The 16,458-nt window shown below is 42.0% G+C and carries 14 protein-coding genes and 2 pseudogenes; 9 read left to right on the top strand and 7 right to left on the bottom strand.

All coding sequences use genetic code 11. The features are described 5' to 3' along the window. Positions 1-24: 24 nt before the first annotated feature. Both GTQ43_RS33725 and GTQ43_RS33720 read right to left on the bottom strand, forming a co-directional pair. Positions 25-930: a GTPase family protein gene (locus tag GTQ43_RS33725; RefSeq protein ID WP_265277100.1), complete on the bottom strand. Its 906-nt coding sequence runs from the start codon at positions 928-930 to the stop codon at positions 25-27. A 404-nt stretch (positions 931-1,334) separates the two neighbouring features. Continuing rightward, positions 1,335-1,937 (bottom strand): tyrosine-type recombinase/integrase, encoded by a 603-nt coding sequence (locus GTQ43_RS33720; RefSeq protein WP_265277099.1) that lies wholly within the window; start codon positions 1,935-1,937, stop codon positions 1,335-1,337. A gap of 15 nt (positions 1,938-1,952) precedes the next feature. Here GTQ43_RS33720 and GTQ43_RS33715 point away from each other — a divergent pair, with 15 nt between their 5' ends. Continuing rightward, a complete protein-coding gene (locus GTQ43_RS33715; protein ID WP_265277098.1) occupies positions 1,953-2,177 on the top strand; it encodes a hypothetical protein in 225 nt (74 codons plus the stop codon). An 83-nt stretch (positions 2,178-2,260) separates the two neighbouring features. On the opposite strand, the gene hpxZ is transcribed toward GTQ43_RS33715, so the two are convergent. Together hpxZ and asnB are read right to left on the bottom strand one after the other, a co-directional pair. Beyond that, positions 2,261-2,647, bottom strand: coding sequence for an oxalurate catabolism protein HpxZ (gene hpxZ / locus GTQ43_RS33710; protein WP_265277097.1), 387 nt, complete (start codon positions 2,645-2,647; stop codon positions 2,261-2,263). Between the two features lie 60 nt (positions 2,648-2,707). Next, positions 2,708-4,633 (bottom strand): asparagine synthase (glutamine-hydrolyzing), encoded by a 1,926-nt coding sequence (gene asnB / locus GTQ43_RS33705; protein WP_265277096.1) that lies wholly within the window; start codon positions 4,631-4,633, stop codon positions 2,708-2,710. Between the two features lie 361 nt (positions 4,634-4,994). Here asnB and GTQ43_RS33700 point away from each other — a divergent pair. Continuing rightward, positions 4,995-6,451 (top strand): annotated as a pseudogene (locus tag GTQ43_RS33700) (flavin monoamine oxidase family protein). Positions 6,452-6,480: 29 nt separating this feature from the next. Here GTQ43_RS33700 and GTQ43_RS33695 read toward each other — a convergent pair. Further along, positions 6,481-6,636, bottom strand: coding sequence for a hypothetical protein (locus GTQ43_RS33695; RefSeq protein ID WP_265277094.1), 156 nt, complete (start codon positions 6,634-6,636; stop codon positions 6,481-6,483). Between the two features lie 458 nt (positions 6,637-7,094). Here GTQ43_RS33695 and GTQ43_RS33690 point away from each other — a divergent pair, with 458 nt between their 5' ends. Then, positions 7,095-8,069 (top strand): SMP-30/gluconolactonase/LRE family protein, encoded by a 975-nt coding sequence (locus tag GTQ43_RS33690; RefSeq protein WP_265277093.1) that lies wholly within the window; start codon positions 7,095-7,097, stop codon positions 8,067-8,069. A gap of 245 nt (positions 8,070-8,314) precedes the next feature. Here GTQ43_RS33690 and GTQ43_RS33685 read toward each other — a convergent pair whose 3' ends face one another. Continuing rightward, positions 8,315-8,659: a hypothetical protein gene (locus GTQ43_RS33685; protein ID WP_265277092.1), complete on the bottom strand. Its 345-nt coding sequence runs from the start codon at positions 8,657-8,659 to the stop codon at positions 8,315-8,317. Between the two features lie 212 nt (positions 8,660-8,871). Beyond that, a pseudogene (locus GTQ43_RS33680) lies at positions 8,872-9,360 on the bottom strand (alpha/beta hydrolase family protein); the annotation flags it as partial. A 138-nt stretch (positions 9,361-9,498) separates the two neighbouring features. Between GTQ43_RS33680 and GTQ43_RS33675 the strand changes: the two are divergent. The 6 genes from GTQ43_RS33675 (at position 9,499) to GTQ43_RS33650 (ending at position 16,294) form a co-directional block, all read left to right on the top strand. After that, entirely contained in the window at positions 9,499-9,849 is a 351-nt protein-coding gene (locus GTQ43_RS33675) for a four helix bundle protein (RefSeq protein ID WP_265277091.1), read from the top strand. A gap of 64 nt (positions 9,850-9,913) precedes the next feature. Then, a complete protein-coding gene (locus GTQ43_RS33670) occupies positions 9,914-10,495 on the top strand; it encodes a tyrosine-type recombinase/integrase (protein WP_265277090.1) in 582 nt (193 codons plus the stop codon). A gap of 369 nt (positions 10,496-10,864) precedes the next feature. Continuing rightward, positions 10,865-12,331 carry an APC family permease gene (locus GTQ43_RS33665; RefSeq protein WP_265277088.1) on the top strand — a complete coding sequence of 489 codons (1,467 nt, stop codon included), beginning with the start codon at positions 10,865-10,867 and terminating at the stop codon, positions 12,329-12,331. Positions 12,332-12,575: 244 nt separating this feature from the next. Next, positions 12,576-13,424 (top strand): GNAT family N-acetyltransferase, encoded by an 849-nt coding sequence (locus tag GTQ43_RS33660; RefSeq protein ID WP_265276943.1) that lies wholly within the window; start codon positions 12,576-12,578, stop codon positions 13,422-13,424. 428 nt (positions 13,425-13,852) lie between these two features. After that, the gene (locus tag GTQ43_RS33655; protein ID WP_265277087.1) at positions 13,853-14,374 is read left to right on the top strand and encodes a GNAT family N-acetyltransferase; all 522 of its coding nucleotides are present in this window, start codon (positions 13,853-13,855) and stop codon (positions 14,372-14,374) included. A 387-nt stretch (positions 14,375-14,761) separates the two neighbouring features. After that, a complete protein-coding gene (locus tag GTQ43_RS33650) occupies positions 14,762-16,294 on the top strand; it encodes a S9 family peptidase (protein WP_265277086.1) in 1,533 nt (510 codons plus the stop codon). The last annotated feature ends 164 nt before the right edge of the window (positions 16,295-16,458 follow it).

The raw sequence follows: 16,458 nt of genomic DNA, 5'->3' as shown, positions 1-16,458 counted from the left end.
AATTAGTCTTTTGTGATTATGTATTTACCACCAGCTAAAGAGCTTTTTGGCAAAAATGTTAACAATTTCAATAGTTCTATTAACTAATTCTGTTTTATCAGCAATAGCACCTATGGCTTGACCTATATTTTTTCCCTCTAGCCCTCCCAAAAAATCTCCTATTTTTTCACCTAATGCTTCAAAAAAACCTTTTCTTGCTTCCTCCTTAGCTGCATCAGAACGATTTTCATCTGTTACAGCATTTACAAAAGTTACTTTTTTCTCTTTGGGTATTGTATACGTAATTGTTTCGACTAAATGTATTAAATTATATTCTTCATCTTTGTAACACGATACTGGAATAACATTTTTTTTATCAATACCAAAGTTTTTAGCAACAAGCTCGATTTTAGCATCGATATTTTTTTGTTGTTTTTCTCCAGGCTTACATTTTTTCGCGTCCCAATCTCTATAAGGTTCAACTTTATCTACCTGATTCAACACAATAATAAAGGGTTTACCTTGTTCCAAATGAGGTTTGATAATTTTGTGATAAAACTCTTCATCAGAACTAAAAGCTTTATCATCAGCTTTTAAAACCCACAAAACAACATCTAACTCTGGTAACTTTTTGAAATATAAATCCTTATACTCTAAATCTCGCTTCTGATTCTCTCCTACACCAGGCAAATCAACTAATTTGATTTTTCCTGAACCAATTTGTCCTGAATATTCCTGAGCTTCTCGTGTACAACTATCAACATCACTGACAGGTGCAAGGTCTTTTCCAAAAAGAGCGTTACAGAGGCTAGATTTACCTACGCCTGTCTTCCCAAGAATGCCAATTTTTGGCTCATAATTGAACGTTTCAGAAATAAAATCTTTTATTTTTTCTGCCTGGTCAGGCAATAGATGAGTTATTTGATTGATTATGGCTAAACTATTCATCATAAAGTAGACCATCCTAAAAAGCACTAAGTTTGTTTAGTATTCCCAAAACCTAGTTCATTCTTAACAGGGGTTATCAAAGTCCAGGTAGAGCAAGGTAATTGAGAGGAGCGACTGCATAACCTTCTTGAGAGGTCGCGGCTTAGATAGATTTATAGGACAATTTTTGATACGGGGATAAATATAAATCTATGGAATATTTGGGTAAGCAGAAGTAGATAAAAAAGTAAAAATTCCTGACTGGTTGACACCTAAAAACATTTACAATTAACGGTTGATTAATCCTAAAAAAGACCAGTATTTACTGGTCTTTAAAATTTATTAAAAATATGTTATTAATTTGCACATACTAATTTTAGATAAAAAGGGTGTAACAAGCTTGTGACTAACCTCTATGAGTGTCTATTTCACAAATCACCCCAATCAAAATTTAGAAACCGCCGAGCATTCAGCTTGGTATATTTTTCAGTGTGTTTGATATCGCGGTGTCCCAGGAAATCTTGGATTTCCCTAGTGTTGTAACCCTGATTCACCAGATAGTAGCCGCAAGCATGGCGCATCATGTGACAGTGAACTTTGATATCAAGCCCAGCCTGTGCTGCCAGCCGCCCAAGCAGCTTTCGCACCGCATCAGTTGACATCACCTCACCACGCTCGGAAACGAAAATATATTTGCTATCGGGCAACATCTCTTTAAGTTGTTTGAGCAAAACTAATTCATCGTCTCTCAAGGGATGCACCCCAGAGTCACTGCCCTTTTCCCTGGTGATGAAAATCTGACGTTCGGCCCACATCAGTGCATCCCATCTTAAACCGCACTTAGCCCCTACAGCTTCCCCTACCCTCAGACCGTGGCGAAACATGAGCAACATCAGTGTATAATCACGGTGAGAATAACGAGCTTTGCGTTCTAGTGCGGCATCGAGGAGAGATCGTACCTCACTTGGTGTAAGGTATTCTCTAGACCTGTAATGCTTGTTAGGTAGACGAGTTGGGGGTGGCAACCTCATTTATGATTGGTGGTAGTGTCCGGTTTACGCGATTTATTATGGACAGTCTACTACGCCACAAGCCCCATTACTCCGTTGAGAGTCGCGCCACTCAAGAGTTATTGCAAATTGTTCTCAATTGATAAATACGTCCATCTCGGCTCAATACCTAAGCGATCGCTCATCGACCAACTGCTTTTGACCACACCCCTTTACCGCAAGGCGAAAAAACGGCGAGTTACTTTACATCTCAGAAATTAACCTGCTCAGAAGTTGAAGAGTGGATTGAATAGGTAAGAGCATAAATCATCTAGATATAACAAAAAAAAGGTCTAGGGTTTTAACTATACTGGTAATAATGAAACATGGGCTGAAACTACTTTCCATCCTTCGGGAAACCTGTACCAAGTTTGGCTCTGTCGCCCAAAGCGTTCTACACTATTGATAATCCGGCGAAATTCTAAAGTCACAATTGCTGTATCTTTCCCAAAGGTTACAACCTTGAGATTCGAGATTTTTCGCTCTATTTTCGGATTTGGCCGATTCTGACGAAAGTTACGAATTTCATCGCCGCCATAAAGGTTTTCTGTGATCCCAAACCGCGCTACTTCTGGCGTATCCCAAAACAAGCTATCCATCATCTCCAAGTTGTTATTACAAAGAGCTTCTTCATATAAGAGGTACAAATCAGTTACTTCAGCTACAACAGTAGGATCATTTACTATGGTCATTGTTATTACCAATTTTGGGTGATATGGCTTGATTATGCACTCTTATGCAAGGTGGTCAACTCACGTTAGTCCAAACCTTTCTTGAAGAACACAAGCACTCAGCATTTTCATCAAAACTAAATCGATGGAAATACGTTGGCTTTCATTCATTGTTGGTAATTGGTCAAGCAAATTAATTACTGCTGCATGATTATAGAAAGGTACAGAAGACATCAAAGAACTCCGCAGGGTATCTTGGACAAGTTGCTGTAGGGGTTCATTTGGCTTGAAAGTTGAAGGTGGGGCTAAAAATGGATGCTTTTGGCGGTTATACATCGTATCAGTTATAAACGGCTTTGCTGCTTCTCTTAGTACATATTTTTCAGTCAATCCACGAATCTTGAGTGCAACGGGCATATTGCAAACTAATTCCACAACTTTGTGATCCAAAAAAGGAAGCCGCCCTTCAATGGAATGTGCCATTTCAACACCATCACCTAACATCCGTAAAAGGTAATTAGGTAAGATAGTTTTAGACCACAGATAGAGAGATTGGTGTACAGGCTCCCTTCCCTTCAGTTGTTCTTGTACATCTATCTGATTAAAAAACATCCGATAAACATCCCTGTGTGAAAATTGTGCAAGAAAGTCTGGTGAATATAAAGGAACCGACCTGAGATATCCCTCAGATGAAGCCTGCATCCAAGCAGGGGCAAAGCCTAACAAACGCTGAACACCATTTAAAGCTTGACTTGAGATATTTTCAGCTAATAATCCTACTGAAACTTTATTTTTTAACTTCAGTTCTTCTAACAAAAGTTTTACTGTCTGCTCATCTTGTCCTTGTTGATTCTGGAGCAACATATCTTGGCGGAAATGAGCATAGCCTCCAAATATTTCATCTGAACCTTCACCTGTAAGTACAACTTTATAACCTGCATCTCGCGCCGCTTGACTTAACAGATATTTTGCAGTTGTGCTGGCGTTACTACATAGCATTTCACAATGCCAAATAGAATCGGCAAAATGTTCAGCTAAGTCCGATTGGCGAATAGGAATAGTCTGTAAATTAGCACCAGTATGTGCTGCCATTTCACGAGCAAGTGGTTCTTCGTTATAAGCTTCATGGTCAAAAGCAAGAGTAAATGCCTGAATGGGAGAAGAACTATGATGTGCTGCCATCCCTAAAACTGTAGATGAATCAAGACCACCACTGAGATAAAAGCCAACTGGCACATCAGCCCTCAAACGCAATTGGATAGCTTCATCTAATGTATGGCGAAGTTGTTCAATATAATCCTCTGCCTTGTACTGAGGTAAGGAATCATTAATCAGCGGATAATCAAAATCCCAATAACGATGCAGTTGTATTCCAGAACGAGATGCCAACAGAAAATAGCCTGGTGGTACTTGGTAAACATTAGCAAACATAGTACGGTCTGGAGCGAAGATGCCGCACTCAGCTTGCCAAAAAGATTCATGATCCCAAGAACCTGGGACACCCGCAGCAAATAAAGCTTTGACTTCAGACGCTAGATAAAGAGTATTGTTATAAATACTGTAATACAGAGGCTTGATGCCAAAACGATCTCGTGCTGCAAATAGTAAATCATTACGTTCATCCCAAATGATAAAAGCAAACTCACCCCTCAGATGATGTAGGCATTGTGTGCCAAACTCGCTGTATAGATGCAGGGCTATCTCAGTATCTGAGTTAGTTTTTAGCTGATATCCCCATTGTTTCAAATCACGCTGTATACGCTCGAAGTCATAAAACTCTCCATTGGCAATGATATGTAGAGTTTCATCTTGGTTGGCAATCGGTTGATCTCCGTTTTGAAGGTCAATAATACTAAGTCGTGTATGTCCTAATGCAACACGTCTATCTGGAGAAATCCAAAATTTTTGTCCATCTGGGCCTCGATGCTTCAAGCAATCAATACCTAGTCTCAAAGATGATTCGGAAATTGCTTCCTTTTTGGAAAAAAAGGCCACTATGCCACACATAAAATACACCCATTATTTGAGACTAATTTAGATTAAACGGGTTTGCTATTTAATAGGCTTTTATCTATTTTTAGAATCAATTTTAGTTACTTAAAAATTCTGAAAATAGCCAAAAGTATTCAATAAAAATCACTGCGATAACCCTTACTGATCACAGGATATATTAAATCAGGCTGTAATAATGCTGATATTTTAGTTATTGCAAGTACTGACAACTCAGACATAAAAACAATATGAGGCTACTTATACAGGTGGAGCACGTTAGCAGCGGTTATACTATAGGATTTTAAAAGTCTGCAAGTAGCTGTCGTTTGACATTGCCGGAAGTTGGCACTCAAAACTTTAAAGGAATAAGAACATAATGTTGAAAAGCTGGAATCGCCGCGAATTCTTATGGGGAGTGAGCCAATCAGCCTTGGCATTACTGGTTATGGGTCGGGCATCTGGGCAAGTGGTGGCGGCAAGTAAGCCGACTTCAGTGCTGGTTCTTGGTGCGGGTCTGTCTGGCTTATATACAGCGTTGTTGTTAGAAGCCAAGGGTTTGTCTGTGACGGTTTTAGAGGCACGCGATCGCGTCGGTGGTCGCGTCCATACTTTAGATGATATCCCCGGTAAGCCAGAAGCAGGGGCACAAGCTTTGAGCGAAAGATATCGACGCTTGTTAGCACTGGCTGAACGCTTGCAAGTCCCAACTGAGCCAAGCCTTGGCTTAGACAAGGAATCGCTGCTGTATATTAGAGGGCAAGCAGTATTGCCCAAAGACTGGGCTATTTCTGCCGCCAATCACTTAGCAAAGAGCGAACACTCTCTGCTTCCCCAAGAATTGCTGAGTCATTATCTCCGCAAACACAATCCCCTAGAAAATGCGAATGCTTGGATCAAGTCGAAATATTCAGATATAGATATTCCCCTAGACAAGTATCTCCGCGCTCAAGGTGCCTCAAATGAAGCTTTACGATTAATCGACTTTAATCCCGCTTCTCTATTCAACAGTATAAATACTACCTCTGCACTATGGGCATTACGGAATGACCAGCGCGCCCAAACTCGCAGCCAGCACCCAATGCATATTCAGAGTGGTAACAGTCGTTTGCCAGAAAAGATGGCAGCCTCTCTCAAGTCTCCTGTGCAGCTAAACAAAGTGGTAGAGTCGATTCGTTCTCAGGCAACAGGTGTAAAAGTTTACTGCTCAAATGGTTCAAAATTCGATGCTGATTATGCGGTGGTGACGTTGCCGTTTTCGGTGCTGCGCCAGGTAGAAATTACCCCACCATTACCAAAGATACAGGCACAGGCGGTGCAGGAATTGCCCTACACAGCAGTGACACAGATTCGCTTTCAGGTTGGTCATCCATTCTGGGAAACTGATGGCTATCCGCCGATGATGTGGACAGACTCACTACTTGAAAGTGTGTTGCCGGTTCGAGACAAGCAGGGGCGGGTGCAAAGCTTAGTCTCCTGGGCAACTGGAACTAATGCCAAACAGTTGGATGCCATGAGTGCAGACACATTAACCAAATATGTTACCTCGGAACTGACGCGAATTCGCCCTGGAACAGAGGAAAATGTCGAGATTCTGCACGTTGTTTCTTGGGGACGCGATCCCTATGCTCTGGGCGCTTATTCCCACTTTGCCCCGGACAAATCCGGCGCTTTCAAGACAAAATGGCTAAACCCTGGCAGCGAATTCACTTTGCAGGCGAACATACTGCGATCGCATCTGGTGGGATGGAATCGGCACTGGAATCAGGAGAGCGAGTGAGCAGCGAGATTTTAGCTCGCATTGGTTTGTTATCGCCCCAAGCACAAGCACCATGACAAATTTTATGATTGTAAATGAGCGATCGCTATTCAGATTTCGCTTTGCGGTAGCCTTCAGCACTCAAAAATTCCTCACTCACCAGTGACAGAATTTTGTCTGTGTCTTTCCCTTTGTCCAGTTTTCTCTGCTTATTTGGAATAAAGGATATAACAATAAGACAGTCAGGGGTATCACGGCTCATTTCACCCTTTGCACTATGCTGCCACTATGACCCAAGTATTGCCCCCTTACAGCACTTCCGGCGGCTATGAGGTACATCCTCAAAGCTGAAAGCTATGATAGGAGAGGGGCAAGAGGAAAACTGTATTGCATAATAGCCGGAAGCGCTGTAAGCCAATATCGTAGTTTTGGAAGGCTCAATATATAAGGTTTTTTTCCCTTTAACCTTTTTCAAAAATCAAATATGAGTCCTATATTCTGTTAGTATATTTATTTCTACTGATAGACATATTGACAAAAATAAATCTATATTCTCTATTTTGAAATATTGCTTATCTGCGTAACTAGCAACTTGAATTAATAACAGAAATGTTACGAATGTATGATTAACTATACTAAGTCATTATAGTTCTGTTAGCTAACAAAATTATGAGGTTTTTCAATTTTTGTCAGATCGGTGTCCCACTGATAAGTTTCGCATTGCTAGGGTGGATAGCCCCAAGAGCTAACGCAGCCCTTTTAGTCGGGAGTTATAACAATAACTCCGTCCTGCGCTACGAAGAAAAAACGGGAGAATTCATTGATGAATTCGTTCCTTCTGGTAGTGGAGGACTACAGGGAACAACTGGTTTAACTATTGGGCCGGATAATAATCTTTATGTAAGCAGTATTTTGAACGGTAGTATCCAACGTTACGACGGGAAAACAGGGAATTTCATTAGTACCTTTGTTCCTTCCGGTAGTGGTGGACTAGATGCACCTGAAGACTTAGTTTTTGGGCCTGATGGCAACCTCTACGTTACCAGTATTAACAGCCGCACTAGTAATAGTGTTCTCCGCTACAACGGACAAACAGGAGCTTTTATTGATACTTTTGTTCCTTCAAGTAGCGGCGGACTCACTGCACCTTTTGGTTTGAGCTTTGGTTCAGACAATAACCTCTACGTCAGTAGTGTTCTAACGGATAATATTCTTCGCTACAACGGACAAACAGGAGCTTTTATTGACACTTTTGCTACAGAGGCAAAAGGTTCAGAACCTGGTGGTTTGACCTTTGGAGCAGATGGCAATCTATATGTTGCTAATTTTGTGAGTAACAATATTTCGCGCTTTAATGGAAAAACAGGAGCTTTTATTGACACCTTTATTCCTGCTGGCAGTGGGGGACTTAACGATCCTCTCAAGCCAGTCTTCGGCCCTGATGGAAACCTCTATGTTAGTGGCTTAAATAGTAACAACGTGTTGCGTTACGACGGCAAGACAGGAGCTTTTATTGACACCTTTATCCCTGCCGGTCGAGGTGGATTAAATGGGGCTGGCTTTTTAGCTTTCACTGAAGACAGCACTATTATTCCTGAACCTAGAATGACGCTAGCTGTGTTGGCATTTGGGGCTACGCTAGGAGCAAGCAAGCTACTGAGCCGTAAGCAAAAAAGTAAAATTTTACTCGGTTGACACTAATGATAAGGCAGTGAGCTTTTATGATGATACTTGGGGCGATTTCTACTATCAGTCCAGCATTGCTCTTCACCTTTAGCACCCAATTTCAATTACTATACCATATCTGCGATGCTGTCTCCTAAATCCTTTGTGAGCAAGCCTTTCAAGACTTAACGGGAAAAGTCAGTGTCTACGACGGGCTGCGCCTACGCTGGCACTACCAATAAAGTGCATTAGCGTAGCTCACCGTAGGTATAGCTTTAGCGTTTTTGGCAATTTAGAATGGTAGGGGCAGAAGCTTGACGCTGGGAATACTTAACTTCCCATCCAGGTAAATTCCACCAGACAACGCGCTTTTCTGGTTGTAACCAAAAGTCTAGTTGTTTGATTTTGCCATTCTCAAAAACTAGTTTCGGGAACGTAGGATAGTCACGATCATCACTCTCGCTATAGTTACGTCCAAGATAGTTAAAACAAGCCTTTAATCCCTGAGTAACTCCCAACTCTTCAACTCCAATGCCTTTCAAGGTCGAGTTATCGTAGCTGAAGCTGCCATTGAACGATTTGCCTGCTAACCACCAGGGGCAAAGTAAGTTTGGAAGCATTGCTGTATATGCTCTTTAGCTATCGATAGACCTGAAAATATTTAAACCATTATCGCTTTCAATTAACCAAAGTTACCACAATGTTGGAATGAAAGAATAAGGGTTTTAGCTATGTTATCGTATACTACAAGCTGAGTTTTTATACTACTTGCCCCTGGTGTCAGCTACGCTATATCTGCCCCAAATACTGCGGCAAGGGGATACCATGATGCTCATAACCCATACTTATCATACCAAGTAAGATAGCGTTGTAGGCGATCGCGCTGGTAACTCGGCTTGCTAATACCGTGGGATTGCTCAGGATAAATAATCAATTGAGTCTCAACCCCTAAAATTTTGAGTGCGTCATACATCTGCTCGGAGTTATGCAACGGAACAACAGTATCCCGATCGCCACTCAGAAATAGTGTTGGCGTGACAATTCGGTCGGCGTGCAGGAACGGAAAGGAAACTCGTAGCCAAGCATTGAGGTTTTTCCACGGTACGCCCAGTTCCGGCTCGACGTCAGAAAACACGTTACCGTATGCTGCCAAAAAATTGGAAATACTAGCTCCACTTACCGCAGCTTTGAAACGGGTATCTTGGGCGATAGTATAGTTTGTTAACATACCACCGTAGCTCCATCCACCGATTCCTAACCGAGATGGATCGGCTATCCCTTGTGCCTGAACGTAGTCAACAGCAGCAAGGACATCTTGGACATCTTTATTTCCTTAGTGAGCGTAAGATTATTCCTATGAAGATCAATCGCTTAGACAATGTAGGATTGAAGATTGGAGATTGCCGATTGCAGATTGAGAGAGTTATGGATAAGGAACAGTTTAAGGAGAGAACCCAATATGAATGCTCTACGGGTAATTAATTTAGTTGAAGCCTTACCAAAAGACCAAACAACCTCACAAGTCATAGGCAAACAATTACTCCGTTCAGGAACGTCAGTAGGAGCCAATTATCGGGCAGCAAGTCGTGCCAAATCAACGGCTGAACTCATCACCAAGCTCAATATTACATTAGAGGAAGCCGATGAATCACTTTACTGGAAGTCCCTGATTGTAAAAGCGAAATTAGTGGACTCTAAATTGCTTCAGAACTTGATGCAGGAAGCGAATGAAATTGTATCAATGCTGGTGTCCTCTCTCAAAACCTTACGGTCAAAACCCAAAGATTCCCGAATTTCTAACCCCAATTAATCAATCTCTTGCTTCAATCTGACTTCTACAATCTCCAAAAACAATCTGCAATCTTCAATCTTCAATGAAAATAAACCGCTTCGGCAAGTCCGAAATCCTTAACCCTCAAGAGATAACCTTACTATTTAGCGAGGGACTTGTTAAGCCCCGCGATCGCGCTTTGTTTGGCGTGTGCCTTTATGCGGCTGCCCGAATCAATGAAAGCTGCACTTTGCAGCGCGGCGATATCATTGGCACAAGGGGCATTAGACCCAAGCTGATTATCAGAGCCTACAACACTAAGGGGGGGCAGGATACCAGAGAAATTCAGGTGCATCCCAAGCTCAAGGAATTTTTGTCAGAGTATAGTAATGAGCTATCCGGCAGAAATCCGCATTTGTTCCCCGGTCGTCACGGGCTGGGGCATATCCATAAGGCCAGTGCTGACCGAATATTACGTGAGGCACTGCGGCGGGTGGATTTGGATGAGCATGGAATGTCTTCTCACAGCTTTCGGCGGACGGCGTTAACCTGGATGAGTGATGCCTGTGTACCCCTGCGCCACATTCAATCTATCAGTGGTCATCGCAGTCTGGCTGCCCTGGAGCGATATTTGGGTGTGACTGAGCAGCAAAAAGAAAATGCCATCTCCACTTTAGTTTTTTAAGTCAGTAAGGAATAATCATTCTCATAATGAGAATTGCTGCGATCGTCCAAGGCTGGAGGTAGCTGCTTCGATTGTGTTGCAAAAACTAATTTTGGACAGAAAACTCTTTTCCAAAAAGATGGATTATGCACCACTCCAAAAACTTCCGATAATATAGCAGACTACATCGTTATAAGCTTCTCTGTGCTTACATTTCACCTTTGACCAAGAGCGATCAAATAGTGCGGGAGCGAGGTCAAATACCGTGGTACACGACAACAATGCTTATTTGAGATTGGTGTCGTCTAATCACAGAATTCAAACAAGAAGTTGCGCTCATTTTTCTATTGATGGATGATAAGCAGTATCAGCAAAAAACCACCCTTGGATATGACACCTGCTACAAATTCTTCAAACCAATCCCCAAAGCTGCAACGCAATACGCTGCAATTGCGCCATGCGGTTGTCATGGCAGTCGCTGCGATGTCTCCGGTGGGTGCCATCTTTTTTAATACCATTCCCCAAGCGGGACTCGTCGGTGCAGCGATGCCGTTGTGTTACATCATTGGTTTTGGGGTGGCTCTGCTGGTTGCCGATCAAATCAGCATACTTGCAGCGGAGTTTCCCACGAGTGGCTCGTTGTATACCTTTGTGACTCAAGGATTAGGAGTGCGCTGGGGCTTTCTCGCTGGCTGGTTGAGTTTAATTTCCTTTGGTGTAGCTATTGCCTTTGTCTTTCTAGTAATGAGTGCGAATTTTCAAGAGCTGTTGCTGCACTGGTTCGGCTTACACCTAAACTGGACATTATGGTATTGCTTGTTCACTTTGATCGTCGGGGCAGTGTGTTATCGTGGCATTCGCTTCTCGCTGCAATTGGATCTGACGCTATTGATGTTTGAACTCGGCGTTTGTCTGTTGCTCGCGCTCATAGTGTTGATACAAGCTGGTAAAACCGGACAACTGACGCTCGTACCCTTCACGCTGACGGGATTACCACAGCAGAGTAACCTGATTGCCGGTGTCATTTTGTCTATCCTCAGTTTCGTCGGGTTTGAATCCGCAACCACGTTGGGTGAAGAAGTTCAAAACCCCCGAAAGTCAATTCCGAAAGCGACGGTGATCACCGTAGTTTTAGTCGGCGTGTTCTATGTACTGATGTCATATGTGGCAACGGTGGGATATGGCATTCATAACATGGCAGCCTTGTCCCAAGATGCTGCCCCCTTCGATACGATTGCGCGTCACGTTTGGGGCAATGGGTTTGCCTTATTGATTGATTTTGCCGGCATTATGGCTGGATATGCCTCTGCCGTTGCCTTTCTCAACGCTGCTGCTCGGATTGTCTATACCATAAGTCGAGAAGAACTATTTCCCCGTTGGTTGATGCACATTCATCCCACATATCGCACACCGACAAATGCCATTCTCGGTTTGTGTGGCAGTTCTGCGTTTGTGGGGTTGGGGTTGGGAATACTGTGGACACCGATTCAGGCGTTTGGCTTTCTGGGTATAGTTTTAACGATCGCTGCCCTAGCGATCTATGGATTGACTAGTTTAGCGTGTTTTCGATATTTCTCGACAAAACGCCGCGCTCAGTTGGAGCAAAACTCTACGATTCGCTTTGGTTGGTTGCGTTATGTTCTGCTACCTTGGCTCTCGATAATTACGATTAGTGGTGTTCTAGTTGGCACTCTTTATCCCCCTCCACCAGCACCCCTTCACTTAGCACCAGTTGTCGTCTTAATTTGGCTATTGCTGGGCATCGGAGTGTTAAGGTTTCTGCAAATTCACAAACCCGAAGCTATTCGTCAGGCAGGTAGACTATTTGTCGTTGATGAAACTGAAACCCTCAGTTAGAAAAAAGCGATCGCTCTTGAATGATGGTGTAAAGGTTTTTTGTACAAACCCTCGAAAAGGAGGATTAGGAGTTTTAGGGACTTCCAGAAAATAAATTATGCCAACCTATGAGAATGGGGTAAAGCTCACAAAAAAAGCTATTTTAAGTAGGTAGGCACGAAAAAAATATGTATGTTTAGTTTTGTAAAAACAATGGAATGACGAGGGCTGTTGCGCTTGCAAGATTTTAAACAGGAGCAAAAAAATGACTATTACAGAAGATAATTTTCAAGTTCGTACCATGACCAAAGATGATCTAAAAATTGTCTTAAGCTGGGCAGCTTTTGAGGGGTGGAATCCGGGTATTGATGATGTTGATAATTTTTATATTGCCGATCCAGGTGGGTTTTTAATTGGAGAATTAAATGGGAAACCTATTAGCTGTATTTCTGTAGTGCGATATAGTGCTAAATTTAATTTTATTGGTATTTATATTGTTAAACCCGAAGAACGAAAAAAAGGATTTGGTTTAAAAACATGGCTTGAAGCATTGAAGTTAATTTCTAATCAACCTGCTGCTTTAGATGCTGTCTTAGAACAAGTTAATAATTATCAAAGATTTGGTTTTAAACCTGCTCATTCTCATCTCCGTTATCAAGGGATAATTTCTGGAAAAATCTTGCCCGATGTGAGGGATTTAAAAACTATTGATTTTGAACAACTTTGTCGTTATGATCAGCGATATTTTCCTAGTTATCGTCCTCATTTTCTTTCGACATGGATTAATCAACCTCATGGGCAAGGTTACGCTATTATCAACGATGCTGATTTGGTAGGTTATGGAGTGATTAGAAAAGCGACGGATGGCTTTAAAATTGCCCCTTTATTTGCGGAAAATGAAGACATAGCAAAAAAGTTATTTTTAGCCTTAGTTACTTATGCTGAAGGAAGTCCTGTTTATGTGGACGTTCCTAATATTAATAAATCCGCTATTATCTTATTTGAAAAATATCAAATGAACCCTATGTTTGAATGTGTCCGAATGTACAAAGAAGAGTCACCTAACATTGATTGGCACAATGTTTTTGGTGTTACTACTTTGGAATTAGGTTAAGTTTAACCTTTTTAGCTCCTCCTCAACTAGAGCAATCATATATTCCTTAATGGTCATGCCTTTTTTGGTAGCACGGATCTTAATCTCCTGGTGCTGGGGCTAAATGAGCAATCGTACAGAAACTTACGCTAAGGCTGTAATCCTTACTGGATAAGCATTCTGCAAATCGATATTTTTCACAATTCTCGATGTACCAATTAACCTATAGGCTATTTGGTGCGGCTATTTAATACGGCACACCAAGGGTTTGAAGCTCTTAATTTTCAGAGACTTCAATTGGTACAGCTTTATCCGTGGCGATCGCAATATTGAAAGCGGTTCATCAAGTCCTTAGCGTAACTTTCGGTATCACTGCTCATTTCACCCCTTTCATATAAAATCAATCTCAAAATCAATTTCTCGTGTCCCAGATTTTTAAGTACATAATCATGGAAAATATTGTTACTAAATCATTATATTTAGTACCCTTTACGCAGGAAATAATAAAAGCAGCAATCATTGGGAATCCTGAATTAGCAAGAGTTCTGGCGGTTACAGTTTTACCCAACTGGCGTAATGAAATATTTGGTAAATCTTTGCCAACAATTGCAGATATCCTGTGCGAGAATCCGTTACAAAGTGAATGGGGATGGGGAAGTTTAATCATTCATAAAGCAGAAAAGACACTCATTGGTTACCTTATGCTCAAAATTCTCCCAGATCCCACAGGTTCAGTGGAAATAGGCTATATCATAGTTCCATCATATCGACAGCAAGGTTATGCGTCTGAAGCTACAAAAGCAATGATGGATTGGACGCTTTGTCAACCAGGTATAGAAAAAGTTACGGCTGGATGCGATGCAGATAATATAGCTTCAAAGCGGGTGCTAGAAAAAATCGGAATGCGGCTCATAGAAACACGAGGTAAGGCGTTGATATGGGAATTATGCAAAACAGAAATCATAGAGTAATTGTGCTGAGGAAGTGACAATCTAGCTTCAAAGCCTTATTTAACAAGGATGATAGAAGATGGGGGTTTTTGTACAAACCCTCGAAAAGGAGGATTAGGATTTTTATGACTGAGAAGCGGCAGATTTTCTAAGATAACGTCTCATTATTCCTTAGACTTTGAGAGAATTGTATTTTGAGACATAAAAAGAGACATGATTTTGGTATGTCTCAAAAAGTACAGTTTCTGAGACACGTTGGTGGGAAAAAGTTTGCTGACAAGGATTTGAAGGTAATAATGCCAAACCTCGTTTTTGCTATTCCCCCTTTTCGAGGGGACGTATAAAAAACCCCAACCATTGTGACTAACAGATGTAAGATAAGCATCAGTGCTAATTTTTATAACAAAAATGAAAAGGTTGAGAGAACTCGCATTAGCTTGTGTTGTGATCGCTGCTTTGATCAATATGAATCTCAACGTTCAGGCAACGTCCAAGCGGCTGATTACCCTAGACGATCTCTCTGCTGTCCACCAAGTCAGCGAACCGCAAATTTCTCGCGATGGAGCCTGGATAGCTTATACGGTCGAGAGTACCGATATCAATAATGATTCTGTCAACAACCATATTTATATGACTTCGTGGGATGGCTCCCGCACCCGAAAATTAACTAACAGCAAAGATAGCGAAAGTTCCCCTCGTTTCAGTCCCGATGGAAAGTACCTGACTTTTCTCTCCAGTAGTCAGTCCAAGAGTGGAGGCAATCAAATTTGGCTGCTGAACCTTACCGATGGAGAAGCAGAAAAGATTTCAGATTTTCCAGGAGGTGTTTCTGATTTGGTTTGGGCGCCCGATGGGAAACGACTAGCTGTAATCGCCCAAGATCCACCGCAAGAAACTCGGAACGGACAAAAGACCGCGCAGCCAATTGTCATTGATGGCTTTAAAGGATATCTCGGAAAAAGTCGCCAACATCTCTATGTGTTTGACTTAGCAACTCACAAAGCAGATATTCTGGCACCAGGTGAGTTTAATGAATATTTGCCCGAATGGTCTCCAGATGGGAACAAGATTGCTTTTGTCAGCAAGCGTGGTGTTGATTTTCATCGCCATAACAATTGGGATGTCTACACTATCGTTGCCCAACCAGGAGCAAAAGTACGTCAAATAACTACCAATGAAAGTCCCAATTGCGATCCCTCCTGGGGTAGCCGACCTGTTTGGAGTCCAGATGGGAAGTTAATAGCCTACCTGCAAGGAGGCCCTCAAAAGCTACTTGAGTACGCCGTTTACCATCTTGCGGTTATTCCAACGGAAGGAGGTACTCCACGTTTGTTAACCGCAAATCTTGATCGCAATGTTGTTAAGCCACGCTTTACATCTGATGGCAAATCAATTCTGTTTTTGCTGGAAGACGATGGTAATGTTCACCTCGCAAAAGTACCAGTAGCAGGCGGCAAGATAGAGCGATTGCTAGCTGGACGTAGAAATATCAGCGCCTTTGACTTCGGGGGTGACGATAGGATTGCCTTGTTATCCTCAATGCCACAGGAACCGAGTGAGGTTTTCACCCTCAAAGGCACTCAACTGCGTCCAATATCGCACCAAAACCAGGAATTGCTTGTCCAACTTCTATTAGGAACCACAGAAGAAATTAGTTTCAAGAGTAAAGATGGTACCGAAATCCACGGTTTCTTAGTCAAACCACCAAATTTTCAACCAGGAAAGAAATACCCAACACTCCTTCAGCTTCATGGTGGCCCAGTCGATCAGTACACAAACCAGTTTATGTTTGACTGGCAGATGTTTGCAGCTCACGGCTATGTTGTCGTTGCAGTTAATCCACGGGGTAGTTCGGGACGGGGTGAAGCGTTCTCAAAGGCTATTTACGCTGACTTTGGAAATTTTGTTCGCCTAAACCTCCTTTACCCTAATTTTTCGTGAACAGTAAGCCGAGGGTTTAATAATGCTTATGAATCACACTGGCTGTATGCCTGATTCCCTCGTGAAAGCATAAGTAATTCTTATTTAAGCTGATAAAAGCTCTTTTCGGCTCACAGTTCTTCTGGCATAATCACAGAAATTAATTGATTCCGATTCTTCCTATA

The sequence above is a fragment of the Nostoc sp. KVJ3 genome, from assembly GCF_026127265.1.
Taxonomy (GTDB): domain Bacteria; phylum Cyanobacteriota; class Cyanobacteriia; order Cyanobacteriales; family Nostocaceae; genus Nostoc.
This window is presented reverse-complemented; position numbering and strand designations above follow the sequence as displayed.